Source organism: Brevibacterium sp. UCMA 11754, from assembly GCF_021532275.1.
Lineage (GTDB): Bacteria > Actinomycetota > Actinomycetes > Actinomycetales > Brevibacteriaceae > Brevibacterium.
In genome coordinates this window covers 291,018-312,349 of record NZ_JACBOT010000001.1, presented here as the reverse complement: position 1 = coordinate 312,349, position 21,332 = coordinate 291,018, and the positions used below count along the sequence as shown (strand labels likewise).

Sequence of the window (21,332 nt, the reverse complement as noted above, 5' to 3'; positions counted from 1 at the left end):
ACGGTGCAGGAGTGGACCCGTGCTGGGTCCGGCGCCCATCATCGCCGCTCTGTTTACTTGAAACTGAGTGCGGGTTCAACTATAGATGGATGTGGCCCTGCACACAATGAGGTGGGGCATTGTGCTGAAGGGGGAAGTCGATGGAGCTCAAAGGACGGAACGCAGTAGTTACCGGCGCGGCCGGAGGGATCGGTGCCGCGATCGCAGCGGCCCTGCATGAACGCGGGGCGCGGGTGCTCCTCGCCGACCTCGCCGAGGAGGTCGCCGACACCGCGGGAGCGCTGGGGCAACCGCGTTGGACGGGGGATGTGTCCTCGGCAGAGGGCGTGACCGGGCTGCTCGCCGCCGCCGAGAGCGAACTGGGGCAGGTCGATCTCTACTTCGCCAATGCCGGGATCACCGGAGCCACCGGCCTGGGCGGCGAGGACGACTGGGACCGAGTCATCGACGTCAATCTGCGGGCCCACATTCGCGCTGCCGAACGACTCGTCCCCGAGTGGACAGGGCGCGGGGAAGGATATTTCGTCGCCACCGCCTCGGCGGCGGGACTGCTCACCCAGATCGGACAGGCAGGATACTCGGTGACCAAGCACGCCGCGCTCGCCTTCGCCGAATGGCTGTCCGTGACCTATGGCGCCGAGGGGCTGCGCGTGTCCGTGCTCGCCCCCATGGGTGTGAACACGAAGATCCTGTGGGGCGAGGATCTCAAGGCGATCACCGGGGACGCGCTGACCGGACAGCGAGCAGTCGCCGAGGCGGGCAACGTCCTCGAGCCGGCAGACGTCGCCACCACCGTCATGGCCGCCATCGAGGCCGAGACCTTCCTCATCCTGCCCCATCCCGAAGTCCTCGACATGTACCGCATGAAGGGGTCGGACTACGACAGGTGGTTGCGCGGCATGCGCCGCTACCAGGCGAAGCTGCAGGGCACCTCGGCTGCAGGGCGCTGACGAAACGATTGAGCGGTCCTGAATCTCCAGACGGTTTTGACTCTCAGTCCGCGGAGCCGGCAACGCTGTTGGAATGCAGGTGTTCGCCCGGAACAGCCGTCGCCGACTGCCTGACTTCCTTGGAGTTGGTCTCCTTCAGCGCGATGGCGCATCCGACAGTGAGGACCGCCATGGCACACACGAAGAGGGTGATGCCCACGGTCGACCCGTCCATCTTCGCGATCAGCCAGGTCATCACGATGGGCGTCGATCCCGACACGATGATCGCATTGAGCTGATAGGCCAATGACACCGAGGAGAAGCGGATCTGCGGTGCGAACAGCTCGCCGAAATACGAGGCGACCGGAGCATAGACGAGCGACTGGAACACGGCGGCAACGCTGACCGCGATCGTGAACATGGCCATGTTCGCTGCGTTGATGAGAGCGAAGTATGGGAAAGCCCAGATGAGAATCCCGACGCCGCCGATGATGATGACCGGTCGACGTCCGATCCTGTCGGCCAACCTGCCGCCGAGCAGAGTCACCGGGATTGCGACGACGGTGGAGAGCATGGCTGCAATGAGCATGCTGTTGTAGTCCATGCCGAGGTACGTCGTCCCATATGACAGGGCGCCGGCGATCGTGATGTAGAAGACGCAGTTCGTGGCCGACAGCGTGCCGGAGGCAAGGAGGATCGTCTTCCACTGCGACTTCACGGCCTGCCACAGAGGTGCACGCACGACAGCAGGCTTGTCCGCCGAGACTTCGCGCTTGAGCGTTTCGAACTCCGGGGAGTCCTCGATCTTGAGCTGGATGTACATGACGACCGGCACGAGGAGCGCTGTGGCCCAGAACGGGACCCGCCATCCCCACGAGATGAAGGCTTCATGGCTGATGGAAGTTGAGACGATGACGAAGACGAGATTGCCCAACAGGGCTCCGCAGGGGACTCCCACCTGCATGAAGGAGCCCGAGAAGGCACGATGCTTGGGCCCGGCCGATTCGCTGAGCAGCAGCGCAAGGCCACCCCACTGTGCCCCACAGGCGATGCCTTGGAGGAACCGGCACGTCACGAGCAGGATCGGTGCGATGAGGCCGATGCTCGCTGTCGAAGGCAGGCACCCGATGGCAAACGTGAAGATCGCCATTGCCAGCAATGAGATGACGACCATGGGTTTGCGGCCGAGCTTGTCGCCGTAGTTGCCGGCGAGCAGCCCGCCGACCGGTCGGGCGATGAAGCCTGTGGCAAAGGTTGAGAACGACAGGAGTACGCCGTTGATGCCCTCCGCGTCCGGAAAGAACACGTGCGGGAAGACGAGTGCGGCGGCGGTGCCGTAGAGGAAGAAGTCGTACCACTCGATCGATGAGCCGATGAGTCCGGCCGCACGCAGGCGCCCGTGCTTTCCGGCTCGATCTTCAGTTGTGCTCTGGCCTGTACTTGTTGAAGAACTGACTGGCATGAGGATTCCTTTCGTCGTTGAAAACTCCTCGAGAACTGTCCCGTGTGGTTCGAGCGGGAATCAGTCGAAGTATCGTCTCGGATTCTTCACGAGCATGGTGTCGATGTCGTCCTGGGACACTCCCTTCGTCAACAGCATCGGCAGAACATCGTCGGGGATGTGGCGGAAATGCCAATTCGGCTGCACCGCCTTCTTCTCCTCCTGCGTGAAGTAGTCGATATAGCACGATGCATCGTGGGCAAGGGTGATCTTGTCGACGTATCCGCGCCTGACGAGTTCGACGATCGTTTCGACGCGCTGCTCGGTTGGAAGGTACGCATCGATTCCGAAGCGGTCCATTCCCAGGAAGGATCCGTTGTCCGCGATCTTCATCAGGTAGTCGATATCGGTCGAATCGCCGGAGTGGCCGATCACGACTTTCGTCAGGTCCGCGCCCTCTTCCTTGAGTACTCTCTGCGCGACCAGGCCTGATCCTGTGCTTGGGTTCGTGTGGACCGTGATGGGCGCACCGGTCTGCGCGCTCGCTTGGCCGACGGCTCGCATCGTGCGCTCGACTCCAGTGGTGAGGCCGGGCTCTTCGATGGCGCACTTGAGGAAGGCTGCTTTGACCCCTGTGTCGGCGATCCCGTTCTCGATATCAGTGACGAACAGGCCGACGAGCGGCTCCGGTTCGTCGATGAGCAGTCCTGGGCCATGATGGTCGAACTGATGCGGCAGATCGTTGAACGTGTAGAGGCCGGTGGCCACGACGATGTTGAGGTCGGTCTGCTCGGCGACCTTCTGGACGCGAGGAATGTAGCGGCCCAGGCCCACGACGGTCGGGTCGAAGATCGTGTCGATTCCCGCACCCTTGAGGTCATTGAGCTTGGCCACGGCATCGGCGATCTTCTCATCCTCGTCCCATGTCGTGTCATAGTTCTGCCGCATCTCCTCGCTGAGGACGAATATGTGTTCATGGACGAGGGTCCTGCCGAGGCTGCTGCTGTCGATGGTGCCGGTGACAGTGTGCACGTCTGTCATGGTGCTGCTCCTTCGCTTTCGTCGAGCGGCCGTGCGGCGGAAACCACAGCCACTTGAAGTGACGGTGCTCACGCGGCTAGTCTTACGTTATCGAATATGAAGTCAATTTCAAGTTTGGCTTCGAGGTCCTTCGCCTGCACTGTGCGGCGCCCACCGAAAGGCAGACAATGACAACTCCCATCCGTCCCACCTCGATCGCCGACCTCGAGGCACTCGTCGGTCAGGAACTCGGCCCCACCGGGTGGCATGTGCTCGTCCAGGACGACATCAACACCTTCGCCGACCTGACGAACGACCACCAGTGGATCCACGTCGACGAGGAGCGGGCGGCGAAGGGACCGTTCGCGGGAACGATCGGCCACGGCCTGTTCACCCTCTCGCTCGGTCCGGCTTTCATGGAGGAGCTCATGGCCTTCGACGGCTTCGCCCACAGCCTCAACTACGGGTATGGGAAGGTGCGCTTCCCGAGTCCGCGACCGGTGGGCTCGCGGGTGCGCATGCATGCCACCGTCACCGAGGTGGAGCGACGTCAGCCCGGATCTGCCCAGATCACGACGACACAGGTCTTCGAGGCCGAGGGGATCGGCAAACCCGTCTGTGTGGCCGAATCGATCGGGTACTTCACCGAACACGGAGCCGATGTCGAGTCGTCGGCCCGAGCAAAGGAATCAGCATGAACATGTCAACACTGTTCGATCTCGACGGACGCTGCGCGCTCATCACCGGTGGTTCGCGCGGAATCGGTCGCATGATCGCAGAGGGCTTCGTCCAGCTCGGCGTGCGCGTCTACATCACGGCTCGCAAGGCCGAAGAATGCGATGCGACGGCCGCCGAGCTGTCCCAGCAGGGCACCTGCGTCTCCCTCCCCGGGGACATCTCGACACCGGAGGGACTCGAATCCGTCGTGTCCCGACTGCGTGAGCACGAATCGAGCCTGGACATCCTCGTCAACAACGCCGGAGCCGCCTGGGGCGCACCGTTCGACGAGTTCCCGGAACACGGCTGGGACAAGGTCATGGACCTCAACCTCAAGGCCCTGTTCTTCCTCACCCAGAAACTCACACCCGAGCTGCGTTCGGCGGCCGCCGGTGGGGACCATCTGGCCAAGGTCATCAACATCGCCTCCATCGACGGCATCAGGACGAACCCGAACGAGACCTACAGCTACCACGCGAGCAAGGCCGGAGTCATCCATCTGACCAAGCGACTGGCCGCACAGCTCGCACCCGAGGGCGTGATCGTCAGCGCGATCGCACCCGGAGCATTCCCCTCACGGATGAACAAGGACGCCCGCGACCACGGCGACGACGTTCAGACACGCATCCCCGCAGGCAGAATCGGCCGCCCCGAGGACATGGCCGGAGCCGCGGCCTACCTGGCATCGCGCGCCGGTGACTATGTGGTCGGGGAGACGATCGCCGTCGACGGCGGTGTCGTCGCCTCGACGGGATTCTGAGACACAACGGACAAGGAAGAACGAAGATAATGAAGGCAGTACAGCTGAGCGCCACCGACGGGCCGAGTTCGCTCGCGCTCGCAGACGTCGAGGCACCCACGGCCGACCCAGGCACGGTGCTCGTCGACGTCGCCTATGCAGGAGTGACATTCCCCGAACTGCTGCAATCGCGCGGCCAATATCAGATGCAGCCGCCGCTGCCCTACACAATGGGCTCCGAGGTGGCCGGAACGGTCCGCGAACTGGGGGCGGATGTCACCGGCCTGTCCGTCGGTGACCGAGTCGTCGGCGTTGCCGGCACCGGCGCCTACGCCGAGGTCATGGCAGTTCCCGCCGCGAGCGTCCTGCCCCTGCCGGAGTCAGTGTCACTGGCGTCTGGAGCGGGAATGCCGATGAACCTGCTGACGGCGGACTTCGCTCTGCGGGTGCGGGGGAGACTCGAGAAGGGACAGCGCGTCCTCATCCACGGGGCCGCCGGCGGACTCGGCAGTGCCCTGGTTCAGGTCGCACTCGCCTACGGTGCAGAGGTCGTCGCCGTCGTCTCCACCCAGGAGAAGGCGGACATGGTGGCCGACCTCGGCGCTCAGCATGTGGTCTTCGCCGATGGTTTCAAGACGGAAGTCAAAGAGATCTACCCGCGCGGAGTCGACCTGGTCGCAGACCCGGTGGGAGGCGATCGCTTCACTGATTCACTGCGGTGCCTGACGACCTTCGGCACGCTCCTGGTCCTGGGCTTCACCGCGGGCCAGATCCCCGAGGTCAAGGTCAACCGGCTGCTGCTGGGCAACATCTCCGTCGCGGGCGTGGGCTGGGGAGCGGCATTGGCGGGCCGGCCCAAGATGGTGGCCCAGCAGTGGGAGTCCCTGTGGCCTCACCTGTCTGCCGGGGAGCTCGACCCCGCGATCCACACGGTCCTGCCCTTGCATCGAGCTGGTGAGGCACTGGAGATTATCGACTCCCGCTCCGTGCGGGGCAAGGTGCTCCTCGACGTCAACGGCGATGGCAGCGCAACAGCCGCGACGGGCACCTGAGCCTGCGCCTGCGCGCGATGGGCAAGCACCCGCACGCACAACCTCGGCGCCCTTGAGAATTCTGATCCACTCATACGAACCCACCAGAAAGCAGGAACCATGGATTTCGCACCCGATGAGACCACCCTTGACTATCAGACCAGACTCAATGCCTTCATGGACGAATACGTCTACCCGGCCGAGCCCGTCTACCACCGCCAGCGCGCGGAGTCCGGTGACCCGAACTTCCACCCGCCGATCCTCGACGACCTCAAACGGGAGGCGAAGGGGCAGGGACTGTGGAACCTGTTCCTGCCCTACGAAGGGTGGGGTGCGGGACTGACGAACCTGCAGTACGCACACCTCGCTGAGATCACGGGCCGCAGCCCGGAGATCGCGCCCGAAGCCATCAACTGCAACGCACCGGACACCGGGAATATGGAAGTCCTCGCACTCTTCGGCACCGATGAGCACAAGGAGAAATGGCTCAAACCGCTGCTGGCCGGGGAGATCGCCTCCGCCTTCTGCATGACAGAACCCGAGGTCGCCAGCTCCGATGCGACGAACATCGAAATGAGCATCACCTCCGACGGCGACGACTACGTCCTCAACGGCCGGAAATGGTTCGCCTCGAACGCGCTGCACGCCAACTGCAAGGTCTTCATCGTGATGGGCAAGACCGACCCGAACGCGGAGACCCACCGCCAGCAGTCGATGCTCGTCGTGCCGAAGGACACCCCTGGCATCACCGTGGTCCGCGGACTGCCGGTGTTCGGATACATGGACCGGGAAGGACACGCAGAGATCCTCTTCGAAAACGTCCGGGTGCCGAAGACCGCGCTGCTCTCCGGCGAGGGCGACGGGTTCGCCATCAGCCAGGCCCGCCTGGGACCCGGGCGCATCCACCACTGCATGCGCACGATCGGCATGGCAGAACGCTCACTCGAACTCATGATCGATCGAGCCCAGCAGAGAGTCACCTTCGGACAGCCCGTCGCCGACCGTGCCAACATCCAGGACTGGATCGCTGAGGCGCGCATTGAGATCGAAGCCACCCGCCTCCTCGTGCTCAAGGCAGCCTGGATGATGGACACCGTTGGCAACAGGGAAGCGGCGACGGAGATCGCGGCCATCAAGGTCAAGGCTCCCGAGATGGCGCTGACGATCATCGACCGGGCCATCCAGGTTCACGGCGGCGGCGGCGTCACGGATGACTTCCCGCTGGCCGGCTTCTACGCGCACCTGCGCACACTGCGATTGGCTGACGGGCCCGACGAGGTGCATAAGCGCTCGATCGCCCGGCGAGAACTGCGCCACCGGAAGACGGCCCGGGAAGCCGGATGAGTGTCGAACTCGACCTGAGGGCGCTCGCCGCCTGGATGCGCGAGGCGGGGGAGAGCGTCGTCGGTGCGCTGACGGGTACTCGAGTCGGCTACGGGCAGTCGAATCTCACGTACCGCATCGACGACGAGGCCGGAGGGTCATGGATCGCGCGTCGGCCCCCGCTGGGGCGGCTGCTGGCCTCGGCCCACGATGTCACCCGCGAACACCGGATCATGTCCGCGCTGCAGGGAACAGGAGTGCCGGTCCCCGACACCATCGGAGTGTGCACGGATCTAGCCGTTGCCGACGTCCCCGTCTTTCTCATGGCCCATGTCGAGGGCACGGTCGTCGATGATGAGGACACCGCCCGGTCGCTCACCCCTGAGGTGCGCCGCAGGCTCGGCCTCGACCTGGCACGGACACTGGCGAAGATCCACGCGGTCGACATCGACGCCGTCGGGCTCGGCGATCTGGCGTCGACAAAGCCGTACGCGCCGAGGCAGCTCAAACGGTGGAGCCGACAGCTGGAGGAGAGCAGAACTCAGGCCAGACCCGACCTCGACGCGCTGACCGAGCTGCTCCGCGACACCGTTCCGGACCCTGACGCGATCGCACTGGTCCATGGCGACTTCCATATCCGCAACGTCATCATCGATGAGGGCACGGGCGACATCCGAGCCGTCCTGGATTGGGAGCTCTCGACCCTGGGAGATCCGCTGGCCGATATGGGCAGCGCACTCGCGTATTGGACACAGGCCGGTGAGATGCCCGGCGGAATGTTCGCCGCCTCTGCGCTGGACGGCTTCCCCACGCGGGCGGAGATGGCGAAAGAGTATCTGCGCGCCTTGGGGCGCGATGGGCAGGCATTGGGATTCTGGCATGTGTTGGGAGTGTGGAAGGTCGCCATCATCGCCGAGGGGGTCTATCGCAGGGTCCTCGACAACCCTGAGAACGCCGCCGGAGTCCCCGTCACACCCGAGAACATACAAGCGCTGATCGACCATGGGTGGGACGTAGCCAGAGAGAACGGACTGGGTTCATGACCGCCTCGGTGCCGGTCGTCGGTGCCTCGCCGGATTGTATGATGGGCTGACCATGGCGAAGACTGAAGAACAGGGCGAGAAACAGGGAGAGGACGTCCCCACGCTGGTCGACCCCACACTGACACGCGAGCTCCCGTCCACCCCACGAGGCGTCCGCACACGCGCGTCCCTGGTGGCCGCCGCCCGCACCGTCTTCGAACGCGATGGATACATCGATTCGCGACTGACGGACATCACGAAGGAGGCCCGGTGCTCCACCGGCACCTTCTACACCTACTTCGACAGCAAGGAAGAGGCTCTGGCCGCAGTTCTGCACGAGGCTCAAGAAGACATGCTCCACCCCGGGCCCCCGCAGGAACAACACGCGGATCGCACCGTCGTGGAGTCACTCGAGGCCGGCAACCGGGCCTATGTCGACGCCTACAAACGCAACGCCAAACTCATGCTCCTGCTCGAGCAGGTCGCAGCGATCGACCCGAAGTTCAGGCGCCTGCGGTTGGACCGGGGGAAGGCCTTCGCCGAACGCAACTGCCGATGGGTGAAGAAGCTCCAGGCCGAGGGCTACGCCGATCCGAGTCTCGACCCGGTCATGTCAGCAAGCGCACTGTCGCTGATGGTCGGGCGCATGGCCTACTACAAATACGCATTGGACGAACCGGACTGGGGCTCGGACGACCTCCTGGTTGAGACCGCAACGAAGCTGTGGGTCAACGCTCTGGGCATCCCCGCCGACGGTTCCCGCCGGACCTAGGAGTCTCCGTGACATCGTCAACGACACCTGCCACCAGCACTGGCGCTCCATTCGACAGCGCTTCGGTGGCCGCTCGCCTGCTCGAACTGCCGTTCGTTGCGAATGCTCGAGCGCTGACGGTGAGCACCTCGGGCGGGGAGTTCGCCGGTTTCCAGGCGACACCTGCTCGTCCGGATCCGCAGCTGGGAGATGCGCTGCTGTTGCACGGGTGGCCAGAATACGCCTCCTGCTGGGAGAAGACAGCCGCGCTGCTCCTCGAGCAGGGGATGAGCGTGGTCGCCTATGACCAGCGAGGATATTCGCCGGGAGCGCGCCCGGAATCTGTTGACGAGTACACGATGCCCCATCTGGTCGCGGATCTCGACGAGAACTCACGCTCGGTGGGACTGGGTCGCTTCCACCTCGTCGGCCACGACTGGGGTGGGATGGTCGCATGGCATTACGCCGCGAACCATCCAGAGCGTCTGCTGACGAACACCGTCGTCTCGACTCCACATCCGATCGCCCATGCCAAGCAGGTGCAGGCGGACCCGGACCAGTACGAGCGCATGGAGTACATGCGCTCGATCCAGGACCATCCGGACGGAGTTGCCCGCACTCTGCTGCGCAACGGTGGAGAACGACTCATCGATCTCTACGCCGGTGACGTACCCGATGACATGGCGGCCTCCTACGCAGCGCGCTTGAGCGAGCCTGGAGCAATGGACTCGGTGCTGAAGTACTACCAGGCGGCGGACGGCCGAGCTCGATTGTCGAGCACCCCAGTCACAGTGCCGACGACCTTCGTGTGGGGCAGTGAGGACATTGCCTTCCCTCGCGCCACTGCGGAGCTGACCGCCGAGTATGTCGAAGGCCCATACCGATTTGTCCCCCTCGAAGGCGCATCCCATTGGCTCCCGGAATCGCACCCCGGCGAGATCGCGAGTGAGGCCATCGCTTTGGCGCGGGAGCACTCGGCTTCATAGGTGCAGGCAGGCAGGTGCCGATCGAAGGTGTCCGCGCCGCCAACGCCAAATAGTCATTGCGATAAGACCCAATCTGAGACCGCATACAGCGCGTCGATTTCGGTGGGCAGATGCGTGTCGTCAGACGGCAGTGCTTGTGCGATCGAGAGTCCGTTGATGAAGGTGAAGAGGATGCGGGCTCGTCGAGCGTTGTCACCTGGCGGCAATGCGCCTTCGTCTTCGAGGGTATTCAGGCAGTATTCGATGCGGCGGTGAAGCTCTCGTTCGCTGGCCAGGTACTGTGCCCTGGCGTCTTCGGAGGGCTCGTTTGCGATGTATCGGTCGAAGGTCTCACGCCACGCGTCTCGCGGATCGGCTCCGGCCGATACGAGAAGTCGTTGCAGGCATGCCACGAGTCTCTCCCGTGCAGGTATTGAGGTGTCGTGCATTGCGTCTGCGGGAATGATCAGGTCATACACCCGAGCGATCACCTCATCCATCAGCGCACGTTTGGTGGGGAAGTGGTGTTGGAGCGACCCCGTGCTCACTCCTGCCCGCTTGGCAACTGCCCGCACGCTCATCATCGCTCCGGGCTCTTCTCCGAGCATCGTCGCGGCAGCCCACAGGATTTTGTCTCTGCTGCCGATGCCCTCTGGTGGCTGAAGTTCCATCATCCCCCTTCCATTACGCCGTATTAGTAGTTTACGCTAGTGACCATCACGTCACCAATACACTGTATTGCCCCAGCGGGCATTCCGGTGGTCACCGTGGAAGGAATCTCATGACGACGTCAAGTAGGCCTGTCTGGCTTCTCAGCCCTGAGGGGAAGCCGAAGGACTTCTCCGCAATTCCCAGCGGAGTGGAGTATCACCGAGTCCTCGCCGGCCGCCATCGGCGCATAGGACGCGGCATCCTTGCGATCGTGCTGCTGCTGGCAGGACTGGTCTTCTTCTCCCTCGCCACCAACTGGCTCAGCGCCGTCATCGACACGGGGCTGGGAAACAGTCCAACCGACTACACGCCTGCCCGGCATGCCGGGAGCATGATCGGCCTCGCACTTCTCATCCCGTGGAGCATGCTCATCCAACGCTGGCTCTACGGTGTGCCAGCCGGATCGCTGCATTCCGTGTCCTTGCGGTTCCGATTCGACCTGCTCGGCAAATCGCTTCTGGTGTTCGGTCCCGCGTGGCTCATCGTCAACGCCATCGGATTTCTGGGACCAGTCGAAGAAGTCCCCTGGTCGCACGCGGATCTCATCGCAATGTTCCTCATCACCTTCCTCCTGACTCCGCTGCAGGCGGCGGGTGAGGAATACGGCTTCCGCGGACTGGTCTTCCGCATCCTCGGGGGCTGGACGCACAGCCGGCGCCTCGGGTTGATCATCGGAATCGTCGTCACCAGCGCGGCATTCACCGCCATGCATGGATCCACCGATCCGTACATCATCACCTGGTACTTGACTCTGTTCACCTGCTTGTCCATCATTACTTGGCGCACGGGTGGGTTGGAGATCGCAATCGTCCTCCACGCCTTGCTCAACACCCTGAGCTTCATTGCAGCCTTCTACCTGAGGATTGACTTCGGAGCGGCCATCGGAGACCGATCCGCCGGGGTCGGAACGCCTTACCAGCTGCTTCCCGCCCTCGTCATCGTGGTCATCACGGCGATCATCTGGTGGTGGACACGCAACTCGGGCCCCGCTTACACCCCAAGTGATAAGTTCCAACGCGGAGACGAGGAGTGAGACGTCAACTCCAGTGATGCCGATGTGCGGGATATGCTCAATGTCTGACCCCATCCTCTGCCCTCGATGTGTCACTGCAGCAGGCCAGAGCGAAGCAGACGTGAGGAAACATGAGCAAGATGCGTGCGGTAGTCCAGAACGAATTCGGCGGGCCGGAAGTCCTCACCCTGATCCACGACGCACCGATCCCCGAACCCATTCCCACCGAGGTCCAGGTGCGCGTCAGCCATGTGGGAGTCAACCCGGTCGACGGAAAGACTCGTGGCGGAGCTTCAGTGGCAAAGCTCATGGGCGCATTCCCCGTCACCGTCGGATGGGATATCGCCGGCGAGGTCTCCGCCCTGGGCAATGGGGTGAATCGCTTCGCACTAGGTGATCGCGTCTTCGGGATGCCCCGTTTTCCGTACCCGGCCAACGGGTATGCCGAATTTGTGACCTCACCGTCTCGCCACCTCGTGCGCATTCCCGATTCTCTGGATTCCGCGACTGCTGCGTCGATCCCTCTGCCTGCCACGACGGCGTACCAGATCGTGCACGAAGCTGCGGATGTGCGCAGCGGGCAGAGCGTCCTCGTCCTCGGCAGCGGTGGCACCGTGGGTACCTATGTCGTGCAGATGGCGAAGAAGCTCGGCGCGACTGTCATCGGTCACGCAACGGGGGAGAAACTGAAACATCTGGAGTCTCTCGGTGTGGACCGAGTGATCGACTATGTGAGCGAGGAATTCGACGAGCCCAACCTCGGTGCCGGAGGACTCAGTGATGTCGACATCGTCATCGACCTCATCGGGGGAGAGTTCGCCCTCCGCGCAGTTCCACTGACCAAACCGGACGGGATCGTCGTCGGAGTACCCTCGGGGCAGCAACAGGGCCTCGACGCGGTTGCCGCACAGGCGGGTGTCCGCTGGACGAACGTCATCGTCGAACCGGATCATGTTGCGCTCGAATACGTGGCTGAGCTCATCGAGACCGGGGAGCTTCATGTGCCTGCTCCGGCCACGGCCCCGCTCGAGGACGTTGTGGAGGTTCATCGGCAGATGGACGACGGCCACCTGTCTAAGACAGTGCTGACGGTGACCGTGTGAGTGGTTGGTTGGTGGCTTGTCTGCGCGACTGACCGCTTGGCGGTCGCAGGCGCGCTGGCGAATCGCGTCATGTCACACTGATTCCATGACGAATGTGAACACGATGTCTTCGATGGAGAAGATCGAGCGCTGTGCCACTGCACTGCGCCAGACGTTTCTGCGGAACTCGGTGATCGATGCGCTCCCCGCAGAGGCGGTGCCTGCAACTCGGGCAGAAGCCTATGCGGTGCAAACTCGCTATGCCGAGCTGGAAGGCCAACCCACTGTCGGGTGGAAGATCGCGGCGACGAGTCAGGCCGGGCAACGACACATCAACGTCGACGGCCCTCTGGGCGGACGTGTACTTTCTGACCGCGCCCATGCAGACGGGGACGCAGTGTCCCTGAACGGAAATACCATGTGTCTGGCAGAGCCCGAGTTCGTACTCGGCTCCGCGCTTGCCCCGCGCACAAACCCCTACACGCTCGATGATGTGTTGGAAGCGGTGACTGCTCTGCACTTCGGCATCGAACTGCCCAGCACTCGCTTCACCGACGTCACCGCCGCCGGCGCTCTGCAACTGATCGCCGACAACGCCTGCGGCCACCGATTCGTGCTGGGCTCTGCGGTGAAGACCACCTGGGCTCCAGCAGATCTGGCAGCGGTGTCGATGACTGCAGACGTCGACGGCCCCTCGGGCCATCGCACCAGCGAGGGCGTGGGAAAAAATGTCCTCGGCGATCCTGTTGCCGCACTGACGTGGTTGGTCAACGAGCTCTCAGCCATCGACATCGGACTTGTCCCCGGTGACTTCATCACCACCGGCACCTGCAGCGAACCCATCCCGGTGGAACCAGGCGATTCGCTGTCTGCGAGGTTTGACGACTTGGGTGTCGTCACCTGCACATTCGTGGACTGAGCTTGTTCGTCGGTGGGTTTCGGGCCGGGAAACTCGTGATGCACGAGAATCCCAACCTCGTCAGGAGCGGGGCTCGGCCCCGACTTGAGTGCCGAGCCCCTCTTCGTGACTACTTGGCTGCTGCAGCCGCGTTGAGACCGGCAATGCGGCCGTAGCCGATTGCCGTGAGAAGGCCGTTGCCTGAGGAGTAGCCGCTTGCTCCATCTCTGCCTGAGATTCCAGCTGCCACGCCCCCGCCGGCGAACAGCCCTGGAACGGTTGTGCCATCTGGACGTGAGACTGCGGCGGTGTCGGTGACAGCGACCCCACCTTGAGTGTGGAACAGTGCTGGTACTGACCGAACGACACAATATGGGGCGACGAGTGGCCCGAACCCGAACTCTGAGCGTCCGAATGGGTCGGATTTCTCACCCTGCGCGACCTGGGCGTACTCGTGGAGCGTGGCCTCTACGGTCGCAGTCTCTGCGCCGATGATGTCTGCCACAGCTGCAGCGTCTGTTGCTGCAGTGATCCCACCGAGATCCACGAGGTCCGCAAACTCTTCCTCGTTGCCTCGTACATAGTCACAGATACGCTGATCGAGAACGACCCACGACTCACTGGCGACTGCTGAGACCGCAGGTGCGAAGGCAGAGTAGCCAACTGACTCATCTCCCATCCGCTCGCCCGCAGGGGAGAGGACACATGCGCCCATCTCCACGGTAGTCCACGACACGATCGAACCGTGTGGGTATGCGACGGCCGCATAACCCTGGTAGGCATTCATATTGCCGAGAGATGCCCCCAACTTTTCCGCCCAGGTGACGGCCTCGCCAGTGGAGCCGTGAGCACCGAAGTATTCGGCATCCGCGATCTCGGGGATCCATGTGCGCAGCATTTCTCGGTTGCCGCCGAATCCGTTGGCCGCCAAAACAACAGCGCCTGCACGAATCTCATATTCCTCGATGCGTTCACCTGCAACACGAACGCCCATAACTGCGCCGTCCTCAACGAGAAGGCCAGCGACGGGATTCCCGGTGATGACATCGACACCAAGGCGTTCTGCGGCAATCACTAGATCTTTCACCAAATACTCGCCCTTGCGTGCGGCTGGCGCATGAAGCCGAGTAATGCTGTGGCCGACGTGTTTGTAGTCGGTGATCAATCGCAGATCGACCTGGTGCTCATCCACGAGCCATTCAACCAATGAAGCTGATTCCTGCGCAAGAAGTCTTGTGGTGGCTTCCGCGTCGTGCGGCCCGCTCTTGCGCAGGAGGTCTGCCGCCATGATCTCGGGGCTGTCCTCGACTCCGGCTTCGCGCTGGAAACGGGAGTTTGCTGCCGGTACTGAGCCAGTGCTCAGCCAAGTGTTTCCGCCGGCCCGTTCCTCTTTCTCAAGCAGTGCAACGCTGGCGCCCGACTCTGCGGCGGCGATGGCGGCAGTGAGCCCACATCCACCTGCGCCGACAACGATGACATCAACATCGCGTTCCATCAACGAGCCTCCTTGATCTGTCCGAGTGTCTGAATGATGTTTTCGGTAGTGTTCACGTCGGCGTATTTTTGGTCCAGATCGAAGAGACTCACGTCGTGAATAACCTGGCTGCGGTCGTAGACTGCGTCGTTGGGAACGCTGACTTTATAGTTATATGAGAACGCGTCGATCACGGTGGACCGCACACACCCCGAGGTCGAGCATCCGACGACGACGAGCGAGTCTGCACCCGTCTGAATGAGGTAAGACGCGAGCGGGGTCCCGAAGAACGCGCTCGGGTGCTTCTTCGGCAGAAGAATATCGCCCTCACGCGGTGCGATTTCTTCGACAAAATGGTATCCATGGCTGGCGATATTCATGATCGCGGGCACCTTGGCACCGAGCGCACCCTGATCAAAGCTGGTCTTCGGAGCCACGTGTGGGTAGAGGACGGGCCACTGGTTGGCCCGGAAGACCTCGAGAAGCTCGGCGATCTTGTCCACGGCCTGCCACGCGACCTTGCCGACGCTGGTCGGAAACTCCTCGATGGCCTTGTCGAAAGGCTGCGGGGTTGTGCCGGTGGTGCGATACTGCACGTCGATGATCAGCAAAGCCGGTTTGCTGCCCATGCCGACGGGGCGACCGAATCCGGCCGCGTCGTAGCGCTCCATCGTGTCGCGATCAATAAAGTCAGAACTGAAGCGTGCCATACGCTCCTCCTACTCTTACAGTTGTCCCAAAGCAGCAGCACCGCTTCGGGCTCGATGAATGTAGTGGCCTTCGCGGTTGTCCGTGAGTACGCCGTCGCGAAGGGCGAACTTTCCTCCGACGATCGTGTGGACGATCGACACTGGCAGCTCGGTTCCTTCCCACGGGGTGTATTCAGCAGCAGAATGCTGAGTGGCGGCACGAATCGTCGACGGCGATTCCATATCCAGGACGACGAGGTCGGCGTCAGAGCCCACCGCAATCGTTCCCTTCTGCGGATACATGCCGAAGAGCTTTGCAGCACGTGTGCTCACCGCGTCCACGATCGTATCGAGACCGATGCCCCTAAACAGGCCCTCGGAAAGGGTGAGCGGCAGCACGCCGCCTGTCCCTGGGAACCCGGCGGAGGCGCTCCAGATGTCCTTTTCCTTATTCGTGCGGTGGCGTGCATTGTGGTCAGATCCGACTGAGTCGATCTGCCCTGCCTTCATCGCTTCCCACAGGAACTCGACGTCCTCGCGCGGGCGAATCGGGGGATTCACCTTCGCATACACGTCCGCCTTCGAGGTGGTGTCGAGGGTCAGGTACTGCGTGCACGTTTCGATAAAGATGTTCGGGTAGGCCTCCTGCTGTCGGACGAGCGCCTCGACCGCTTCTTTGCTGCTCGTGTGAACGCAGTAGACCGAAGCGCCTGTGACGCTGGCCAGATAGGCGACGCGCTGTGCCGCGTCGGCCTCCACAAACGGGGGACGGGCGGCGTTCCACGCTTCGAGTGCGGACAGCGAGTTGTCGCGATCGGCATCGCGGAACATCCGCACCAATTCGATGTTCTCGGGGTGCGGGTTGATCATCGCCCCGTGTTCCGCACTCTTTCGGAGGATTTCGTACATGAATGAGTCGTCGTTGCCCGGAAGCCCGAGGTACTTGCCTTCGTCGCCGCGGAAGTTCATGAAGAACTTGAACGATGAGACGCCGAGGTCGACGTAGCTCTCGAACTCCTCCAGGTGTTCGGGGGTTCCGAGTACGAAGTGAAAGCCGTAGTTGCTGTGTGAGTTCGAATCCATAGCGGCGCGTGCGGACTCCAATTCGCCGACGTAAGATTCCGAGCTCATGAGGTAGATGAGCATCGTCGTGATTCCGCCCGATACAGCTGACGCAGTCTCGCGTTCGGCATCGTCGGGATCGCGTGGAACCCGGATGTCTTTGCCAAGGTGCACATGCGGGTCGATCGCGCCGGGGAGAACTAGCTTTCCGGCCACGTCTACTGTCTCAGCGGAAGTGGTCGCCTCGTGGCGGTCGATAATCGCTGCGATCCGGCCGTCGCGGACGAGAAGATCGACCTCGGAGACCCCCTGTCCTCCGAGGAAGACGTTTCCACCGGTGATTCTCAGGTCGTAGCTCTCGCTCATGGGGTGTCCTTTCATAGATCTTCTGCGTCCGAGTCCGACAGGCCCAGCACGTGGAGGCTGTTGCTCATCGAGTCCGTCAGGTGAGTGCTCAGCAGCGCGACTGCGGCATCGGCCTCTCGCGCTCGTACGTGTTCAAGCACGTCCCGGTGGGAGGCCACGGCATGCCCTTTTCGTATCTCCGTGCGGTGAGTCGGGCGCAGGGCGAGGAAGAGCCTGTGATTGGCGTCAGAGAGCTGTTCACTGATCGCATGATTGCCGCCGAGTGCGACGAGCTGCTGGTGGAAGTCCAATTCCGAGGCGTAGGGCTCCTCATCAGCGCTTTCGGCATGACGCCGGACCCTATCCTGCTCGTCGACCAGGCGATCGTCAAGCACTTCGAGGGCGTTGTCACTGGCGCGCTCAACCGCCAGACGCACTGCGTAGAGTTCCAACGCTGCGCGTAGTTCGTAGAGGTCGATGATTTCTTGCGGCTCATAGCTTCTGACGAAGGAGCCGCGATGGGTTTCCATCTTGAGATAGCCCTGTCCGGAGAGCCTTTTGATAGCTTCCCGCAGTGGACCTCTGCTGATTCCGATCGACTCGGCGAGCGCCACTTCGTTCAGACGCTCGCCGGGGCCGAGCGTTCCATCGATGATCATTCCACGCAGGATCTCTTCGGCTTGGGAAGGAATCGATGGGCGACTGATTGTCCGTGAGGAGTTGGATGGCATGTCTATTTCACGTCCTGTAGGTCGATTCCCTGGGTTTCTCTGAGGAAGAGGGCTGCGATCAAAGTGATAGCGCCCGTTGCCATCAGGAAGAAGGCAGGGGATAGCGGATTGCCGGTGACTTCGACAAGCCATGTGGCAATGTATGGCGATGTGCCGCCGGCCAATGCAGCTCCGACGCTGAACCCGAACGCGATACCTGTGTAGCGGACTCGGGTGGGGAACATTTCGGCGAAGGTCGACATTGCGACACCCATGAGTGCCGAGTCCACCAGTCCGAGGGTCACTTGGCTCATTATGGCGACGATACCGCCCGATTCGAAGAGCAGGAAAGCCGGCACTGCCAACACGATGCCCGCGATCGTGGCACCGATGAAGACTGGCTTGCGCCCGACTCGATCCGAGATATGGCCGAACCATGGCATGAGGGCGACTGAGACGATAAGGGTGATCGTCGTCGACAGTTGAGCGAAGCTCGCTGAGAACCCCAGCGATGTCTGCATGTGGAGGCTGACATAGACGTATGAGATGTAATAGGCAGAGAACAGCAGAATCGACAAACCGACCACCTGGGCCAGCCTGCCCGGATACTGGACGAAAAGGTCTCGGATAGGGCGCTGTTTTGTGTCAGCGGTCGCGCGGACGTGTTTGAACTGCTTAAATTCCTCAGACTCTTCCAGTCCGCTGCGGATCCAGAGCCCGAACAAGCCGATCGGAATGGCGATGAGGAACGGGATCCGCCACCCCCAGTCAGCCATGAAGTCTTCGCCGAGTGTGACGTTGAGGAGAAGAATGCACAAGGATGCGAGAAGCGAGCCGCCCAATGCGCCCATCTGCGTGGTCGCAGCGAAAAGGCCACGGCGACTGTTGGGGGACTTCTCCGAAACATAGGAGGCGGCCCCGCCAAGTTCGCCGCCGGCAGCAAGCCCTTGGAGGCAGCGAGCTAGAACGAGGAGGAGCGTAGCGCCGAGGCCGATGGCGGCATAGGTCGGCAACACGCCGATCAGGCCGCTGGCGACCGCCATGAGAATTACGGTGGCGGCCAGCGCATTCTTCCTACCCAGGCGATCACCGAAATGGCCGAAGAGGAGCGCCCCGACCGGTCGCAACGCAAACGCGACCGCGAAGGTGAGAAGGGTATTGAGCAGACTGGAGACAGTGTCTCCGCTCGCAAAGAAGTGGGCAGCGAGGATAGTCGCGACATACCCGTAGACGCCGAAGTCAAAATACTCAATAACTGATCCCACCGCCCCTGCGATAACAACTTTTGGGGAGATCTTCTCGGGGGAAGTCGAACTGGCCGTTTGACCGTTGGCGCTCGTGCTCATGCTCATCTCTCTGCAACATTGGTTTGAGTGAAGTGGAGGAAAGTCCTCCATCGTCACTGTACACAGTAAACTGTCGACAGTTCAATAAGATCCTGCGGTTAATGCGGCCGGAGTCGATTCAGGAGCCCCGGCCGCCGTCGGGAACTTCCCCGGCGACTCGATTGATGAGGATTCGCGGATCAAGTAGTTGCCGCACCGGAGTTGCTGCAGGAAAGCCCTGTGTGGAAGGCAATCTTGCTGGTTGCAGGCGACAAAGCGGGGACGTGAGTTACGGCAACAAGTGGCGGTTGTTCCGGAGAGGTAGTTGGCGTCCGTGCTGAACCGTTTGTGACCGGACTAGATCGACGAGTTCCACCAGCACTGTCAGGACAGCAATGTCCCCGTCGGAGACGTCGCCGGTATCGTGAAGGAGTTCATCGAGGCCACCACTCGCGAGCTCACTGAGCTCGCCACGTTGAAGGGTGCCGCCGTTGCACAGTTCTCTTTCCTGGCTTCTCGCTCAGGGGGAGCAGATCGTTCCGATCCCGGAAACTCGCAATCCAGGTCACGTCGTAGAGAATGTCGCGACTGCTGATCTCACTCTGGTCGATGTCGATCTCACCCGCAACAAGTAGATCCTCCCAGAGGGTGGATTTGGCTCCCGTCACCCCGAGGGTATGTGTCCCGACTAGGAGTATCGCGCTTGAGCACGTGACAGTTGGTGGGCGCGTTCAGGTTGCATGAAGCGCTCCTGCGCCGGTGCATAGGTTCACGCAGCGAACACACCCGGGGTCGTTCCTAAGGTCCGGCGGAAGTGCCGGGTGAGATGGGACTGGTCGTGGAAGCCTGACTGGGCGGCCGCCTCGGCGGGGGAGAATCCGGACAGGAGAAGCCTGCGTGCGCGGTCCACGCGACGGCCGATGACGACTGGTGCGGGGCGATCCCGTAAGTCTGGGTGAACACCCGAACCAGGTGACTGCGGTGGGAACCTAAGTCAGCGGCCGCCTCGGCGATGGTGAAGGTCTCGTCCAGGCGATCATCGAGCAGGTAGCGCAGACGACGAGCAAGTGGCTTGTCAGAAGCCGTGTCGACTGGTGATTTCAGGTGCGGCTGCACGAGGTCACGCAGCGCAAGGACTCCGCACTCGGCTGCGAGGACATCGGCCGGGTCATTCAACGCGGCATGGATCTGGCCGACCGTCGAGGTGACGCCCGGGTCGACGAGCATCGGTGTCTGCGCTGCGGCATCGACGGCGTCCAGGGGCAGCCATTCGGGTTCGAGGTAGAGCACACGCTTGCGAAACGGGACATCAGGAGTCGCCGAGCGACCATCGTGGGGCACCTGGGGCGGCAGCAGCGTCACCGTCGAGTTCGTCGTCTGGTGCTCGTGCCGGTCCAGATCATAGGTGACGGTGCCCTGATCGACGAGCAGAACCGTCCATGAATCATGAGTGTGCGACGGATAGGCATGACGCTCGAACTGTGCGTGGAGCACCTCCTGCACCAGGGGCACATCCGGGTGCCACGCGTGGATCACATCAGCCATGTCACAAACGTACAAGACCCACCTGGGGAATTGAACAAGAGTGAGAGCATGCACGAAAACACGAACACAGCAGAGACAGTCGCAGGCACCACCGATACGGTCGGAGCAACCGGCACCGAGGTGGTCCGCTTCGACACGAAGGCCGTCGTGGTCCTGCGCGATGATCTGCTGCCCTGGCAGGAGCTCAACGTCACCGCGTTCCTCATGTCCGGCATCGCGACCAGCGAACCGAACCTGGTGGGGGAGAGCTACCGAGATGCCGACGGCAACGACTATCTTCCGATGCTGCGCCAGCCAGTCCTCGTCATGACCGCCGGCGCCGAGGTGCTGGCCAAGGCTCGGACGAAGGCACTGGGCCGCGGGATACCGATGGCTGTGTACACGCAGGAACTGTTCTCGACCGGCCACGATGCCGCCAACCGTGAGGCTGTGGCTGCGGTCGCGGCCGATGATCTCAACTTAGTCGGCATTGCTCTGCGCGGGCCGAAGAATGCGGTGGATCGGTTGGTGAAAGGCGCGCGGATGCACGGGTGATCTCAAT

21 protein-coding genes and 1 pseudogene are annotated in these 21,332 nt (G+C 62.5%); 12 read left to right on the top strand and 10 right to left on the bottom strand.

Features of this window, described 5'->3' with window-relative positions:
- Positions 1 to 140: 140 nt before the first annotated feature.
- A complete protein-coding gene (locus HX613_RS01435) occupies positions 141 to 950 on the top strand; it encodes an SDR family oxidoreductase (protein ID WP_235343700.1) in 810 nt (269 codons plus the stop codon).
- Between the two features lie 43 nt (positions 951 to 993).
- Here HX613_RS01435 and HX613_RS01430 read toward each other — a convergent pair whose 3' ends face one another.
- Positions 994 to 2,391: an MFS transporter gene (locus tag HX613_RS01430; RefSeq protein WP_235343699.1), complete on the bottom strand. Its 1,398-nt coding sequence runs from the start codon at positions 2,389 to 2,391 to the stop codon at positions 994 to 996.
- 60 nt (positions 2,392 to 2,451) lie between these two features.
- Positions 2,452 to 3,411, bottom strand: coding sequence for a phosphotriesterase family protein (locus HX613_RS01425; RefSeq protein WP_235343698.1), 960 nt, complete (start codon positions 3,409 to 3,411; stop codon positions 2,452 to 2,454).
- 167 nt (positions 3,412 to 3,578) lie between these two features.
- Here HX613_RS01425 and HX613_RS01420 point away from each other — a divergent pair, with 167 nt between their 5' ends.
- From HX613_RS01420 to HX613_RS01390, 7 genes are all read left to right on the top strand, one after another.
- Positions 3,579 to 4,088 (top strand): MaoC family dehydratase, encoded by a 510-nt coding sequence (locus HX613_RS01420; protein ID WP_235343697.1) that lies wholly within the window; start codon positions 3,579 to 3,581, stop codon positions 4,086 to 4,088.
- Entirely contained in the window at positions 4,085 to 4,867 is a 783-nt protein-coding gene (locus tag HX613_RS01415) for an SDR family oxidoreductase (RefSeq protein ID WP_235343696.1), read from the top strand. The genes HX613_RS01420 and HX613_RS01415 overlap by 4 nt, the downstream gene beginning before the upstream one ends.
- Before the next feature lie 29 nt (positions 4,868 to 4,896).
- Entirely contained in the window at positions 4,897 to 5,898 is a 1,002-nt protein-coding gene (locus HX613_RS01410; RefSeq protein ID WP_235343695.1) for an NADPH:quinone oxidoreductase family protein, read from the top strand.
- Between the two features lie 99 nt (positions 5,899 to 5,997).
- Entirely contained in the window at positions 5,998 to 7,221 is a 1,224-nt protein-coding gene (locus HX613_RS01405; protein WP_235343694.1) for an acyl-CoA dehydrogenase family protein, read from the top strand.
- The gene (locus HX613_RS01400) at positions 7,218 to 8,243 is read left to right on the top strand and encodes a phosphotransferase family protein (protein ID WP_235343692.1); all 1,026 of its coding nucleotides are present in this window, start codon (positions 7,218 to 7,220) and stop codon (positions 8,241 to 8,243) included. The genes HX613_RS01405 and HX613_RS01400 overlap by 4 nt, the downstream gene beginning before the upstream one ends.
- Before the next feature lie 52 nt (positions 8,244 to 8,295).
- Positions 8,296 to 8,994: a TetR/AcrR family transcriptional regulator gene (locus HX613_RS01395; protein ID WP_235343691.1), complete on the top strand. Its 699-nt coding sequence runs from the start codon at positions 8,296 to 8,298 to the stop codon at positions 8,992 to 8,994.
- An 8-nt stretch (positions 8,995 to 9,002) separates the two neighbouring features.
- On the top strand, positions 9,003 to 9,959 hold the full coding sequence (locus tag HX613_RS01390) for an alpha/beta fold hydrolase (RefSeq protein WP_235343690.1): 957 nt from the start codon (positions 9,003 to 9,005) through the stop codon (positions 9,957 to 9,959).
- A gap of 53 nt (positions 9,960 to 10,012) precedes the next feature.
- Here the strand turns inward: HX613_RS01390 and HX613_RS01385 are convergent, their stop codons facing one another.
- Positions 10,013 to 10,612: a TetR/AcrR family transcriptional regulator gene (locus tag HX613_RS01385; protein WP_235343688.1), complete on the bottom strand. Its 600-nt coding sequence runs from the start codon at positions 10,610 to 10,612 to the stop codon at positions 10,013 to 10,015.
- A gap of 107 nt (positions 10,613 to 10,719) precedes the next feature.
- On the opposite strand from HX613_RS01385, the gene HX613_RS01380 reads away from it, so the two are divergent.
- The 3 genes from HX613_RS01380 to HX613_RS01370 all read left to right on the top strand — a co-directional run bounded on the left by HX613_RS01380 (position 10,720) and on the right by HX613_RS01370 (position 13,662).
- Positions 10,720 to 11,682 carry a CPBP family intramembrane glutamic endopeptidase gene (locus tag HX613_RS01380; protein WP_235343686.1) on the top strand — a complete coding sequence of 321 codons (963 nt, stop codon included), beginning with the start codon at positions 10,720 to 10,722 and terminating at the stop codon, positions 11,680 to 11,682.
- 110 nt (positions 11,683 to 11,792) lie between these two features.
- A complete protein-coding gene (locus HX613_RS01375; protein WP_235343685.1) occupies positions 11,793 to 12,764 on the top strand; it encodes an NADP-dependent oxidoreductase in 972 nt (323 codons plus the stop codon).
- An 85-nt stretch (positions 12,765 to 12,849) separates the two neighbouring features.
- Complete coding sequence (locus HX613_RS01370; RefSeq protein WP_235343683.1) at positions 12,850 to 13,662, top strand: 2-keto-4-pentenoate hydratase; 813 nt, start codon at positions 12,850 to 12,852, stop codon at positions 13,660 to 13,662.
- A gap of 109 nt (positions 13,663 to 13,771) precedes the next feature.
- Here HX613_RS01370 and HX613_RS01365 read toward each other — a convergent pair whose 3' ends face one another.
- The 7 genes and pseudogenes from HX613_RS01365 to HX613_RS01335 form a co-directional block, all read right to left on the bottom strand.
- Positions 13,772 to 15,136, bottom strand: coding sequence for an FAD-dependent oxidoreductase (locus HX613_RS01365; protein WP_235343682.1), 1,365 nt, complete (start codon positions 15,134 to 15,136; stop codon positions 13,772 to 13,774).
- Positions 15,136 to 15,825 (bottom strand): isochorismatase family protein, encoded by a 690-nt coding sequence (locus HX613_RS01360; protein WP_235343681.1) that lies wholly within the window; start codon positions 15,823 to 15,825, stop codon positions 15,136 to 15,138. Before HX613_RS01360 ends, HX613_RS01365 begins: the two co-directional genes overlap by 1 nt.
- Positions 15,826 to 15,840: 15 nt before the next feature.
- Positions 15,841 to 17,232: a dihydroorotase gene (locus HX613_RS01355; protein WP_235343679.1), complete on the bottom strand. Its 1,392-nt coding sequence runs from the start codon at positions 17,230 to 17,232 to the stop codon at positions 15,841 to 15,843.
- An 11-nt stretch (positions 17,233 to 17,243) separates the two neighbouring features.
- Positions 17,244 to 17,942: a GntR family transcriptional regulator gene (locus tag HX613_RS01350; protein WP_235343677.1), complete on the bottom strand. Its 699-nt coding sequence runs from the start codon at positions 17,940 to 17,942 to the stop codon at positions 17,244 to 17,246.
- 2 nt (positions 17,943 to 17,944) lie between these two features.
- Positions 17,945 to 19,267, bottom strand: a complete 1,323-nt coding sequence (locus HX613_RS01345) for an MFS transporter (RefSeq protein WP_235343676.1) — start codon at positions 19,265 to 19,267, stop codon at positions 17,945 to 17,947.
- Between the two features lie 748 nt (positions 19,268 to 20,015).
- Positions 20,016 to 20,156, bottom strand: coding sequence for a helix-turn-helix domain-containing protein (locus HX613_RS01340; RefSeq protein ID WP_235343675.1), 141 nt, complete (start codon positions 20,154 to 20,156; stop codon positions 20,016 to 20,018).
- Positions 20,157 to 20,446: 290 nt separating this feature from the next.
- Positions 20,447 to 20,791, bottom strand: a pseudogene (locus HX613_RS01335) (AraC family ligand binding domain-containing protein); the annotation flags it as partial.
- A gap of 48 nt (positions 20,792 to 20,839) precedes the next feature.
- On the opposite strand from HX613_RS01335, the gene HX613_RS01330 reads away from it, so the two are divergent.
- Positions 20,840 to 21,325, top strand: coding sequence for a DUF2000 family protein (locus HX613_RS01330; RefSeq protein ID WP_235343674.1), 486 nt, complete (start codon positions 20,840 to 20,842; stop codon positions 21,323 to 21,325).
- Positions 21,326 to 21,332: the final 7 nt, after the last annotated feature.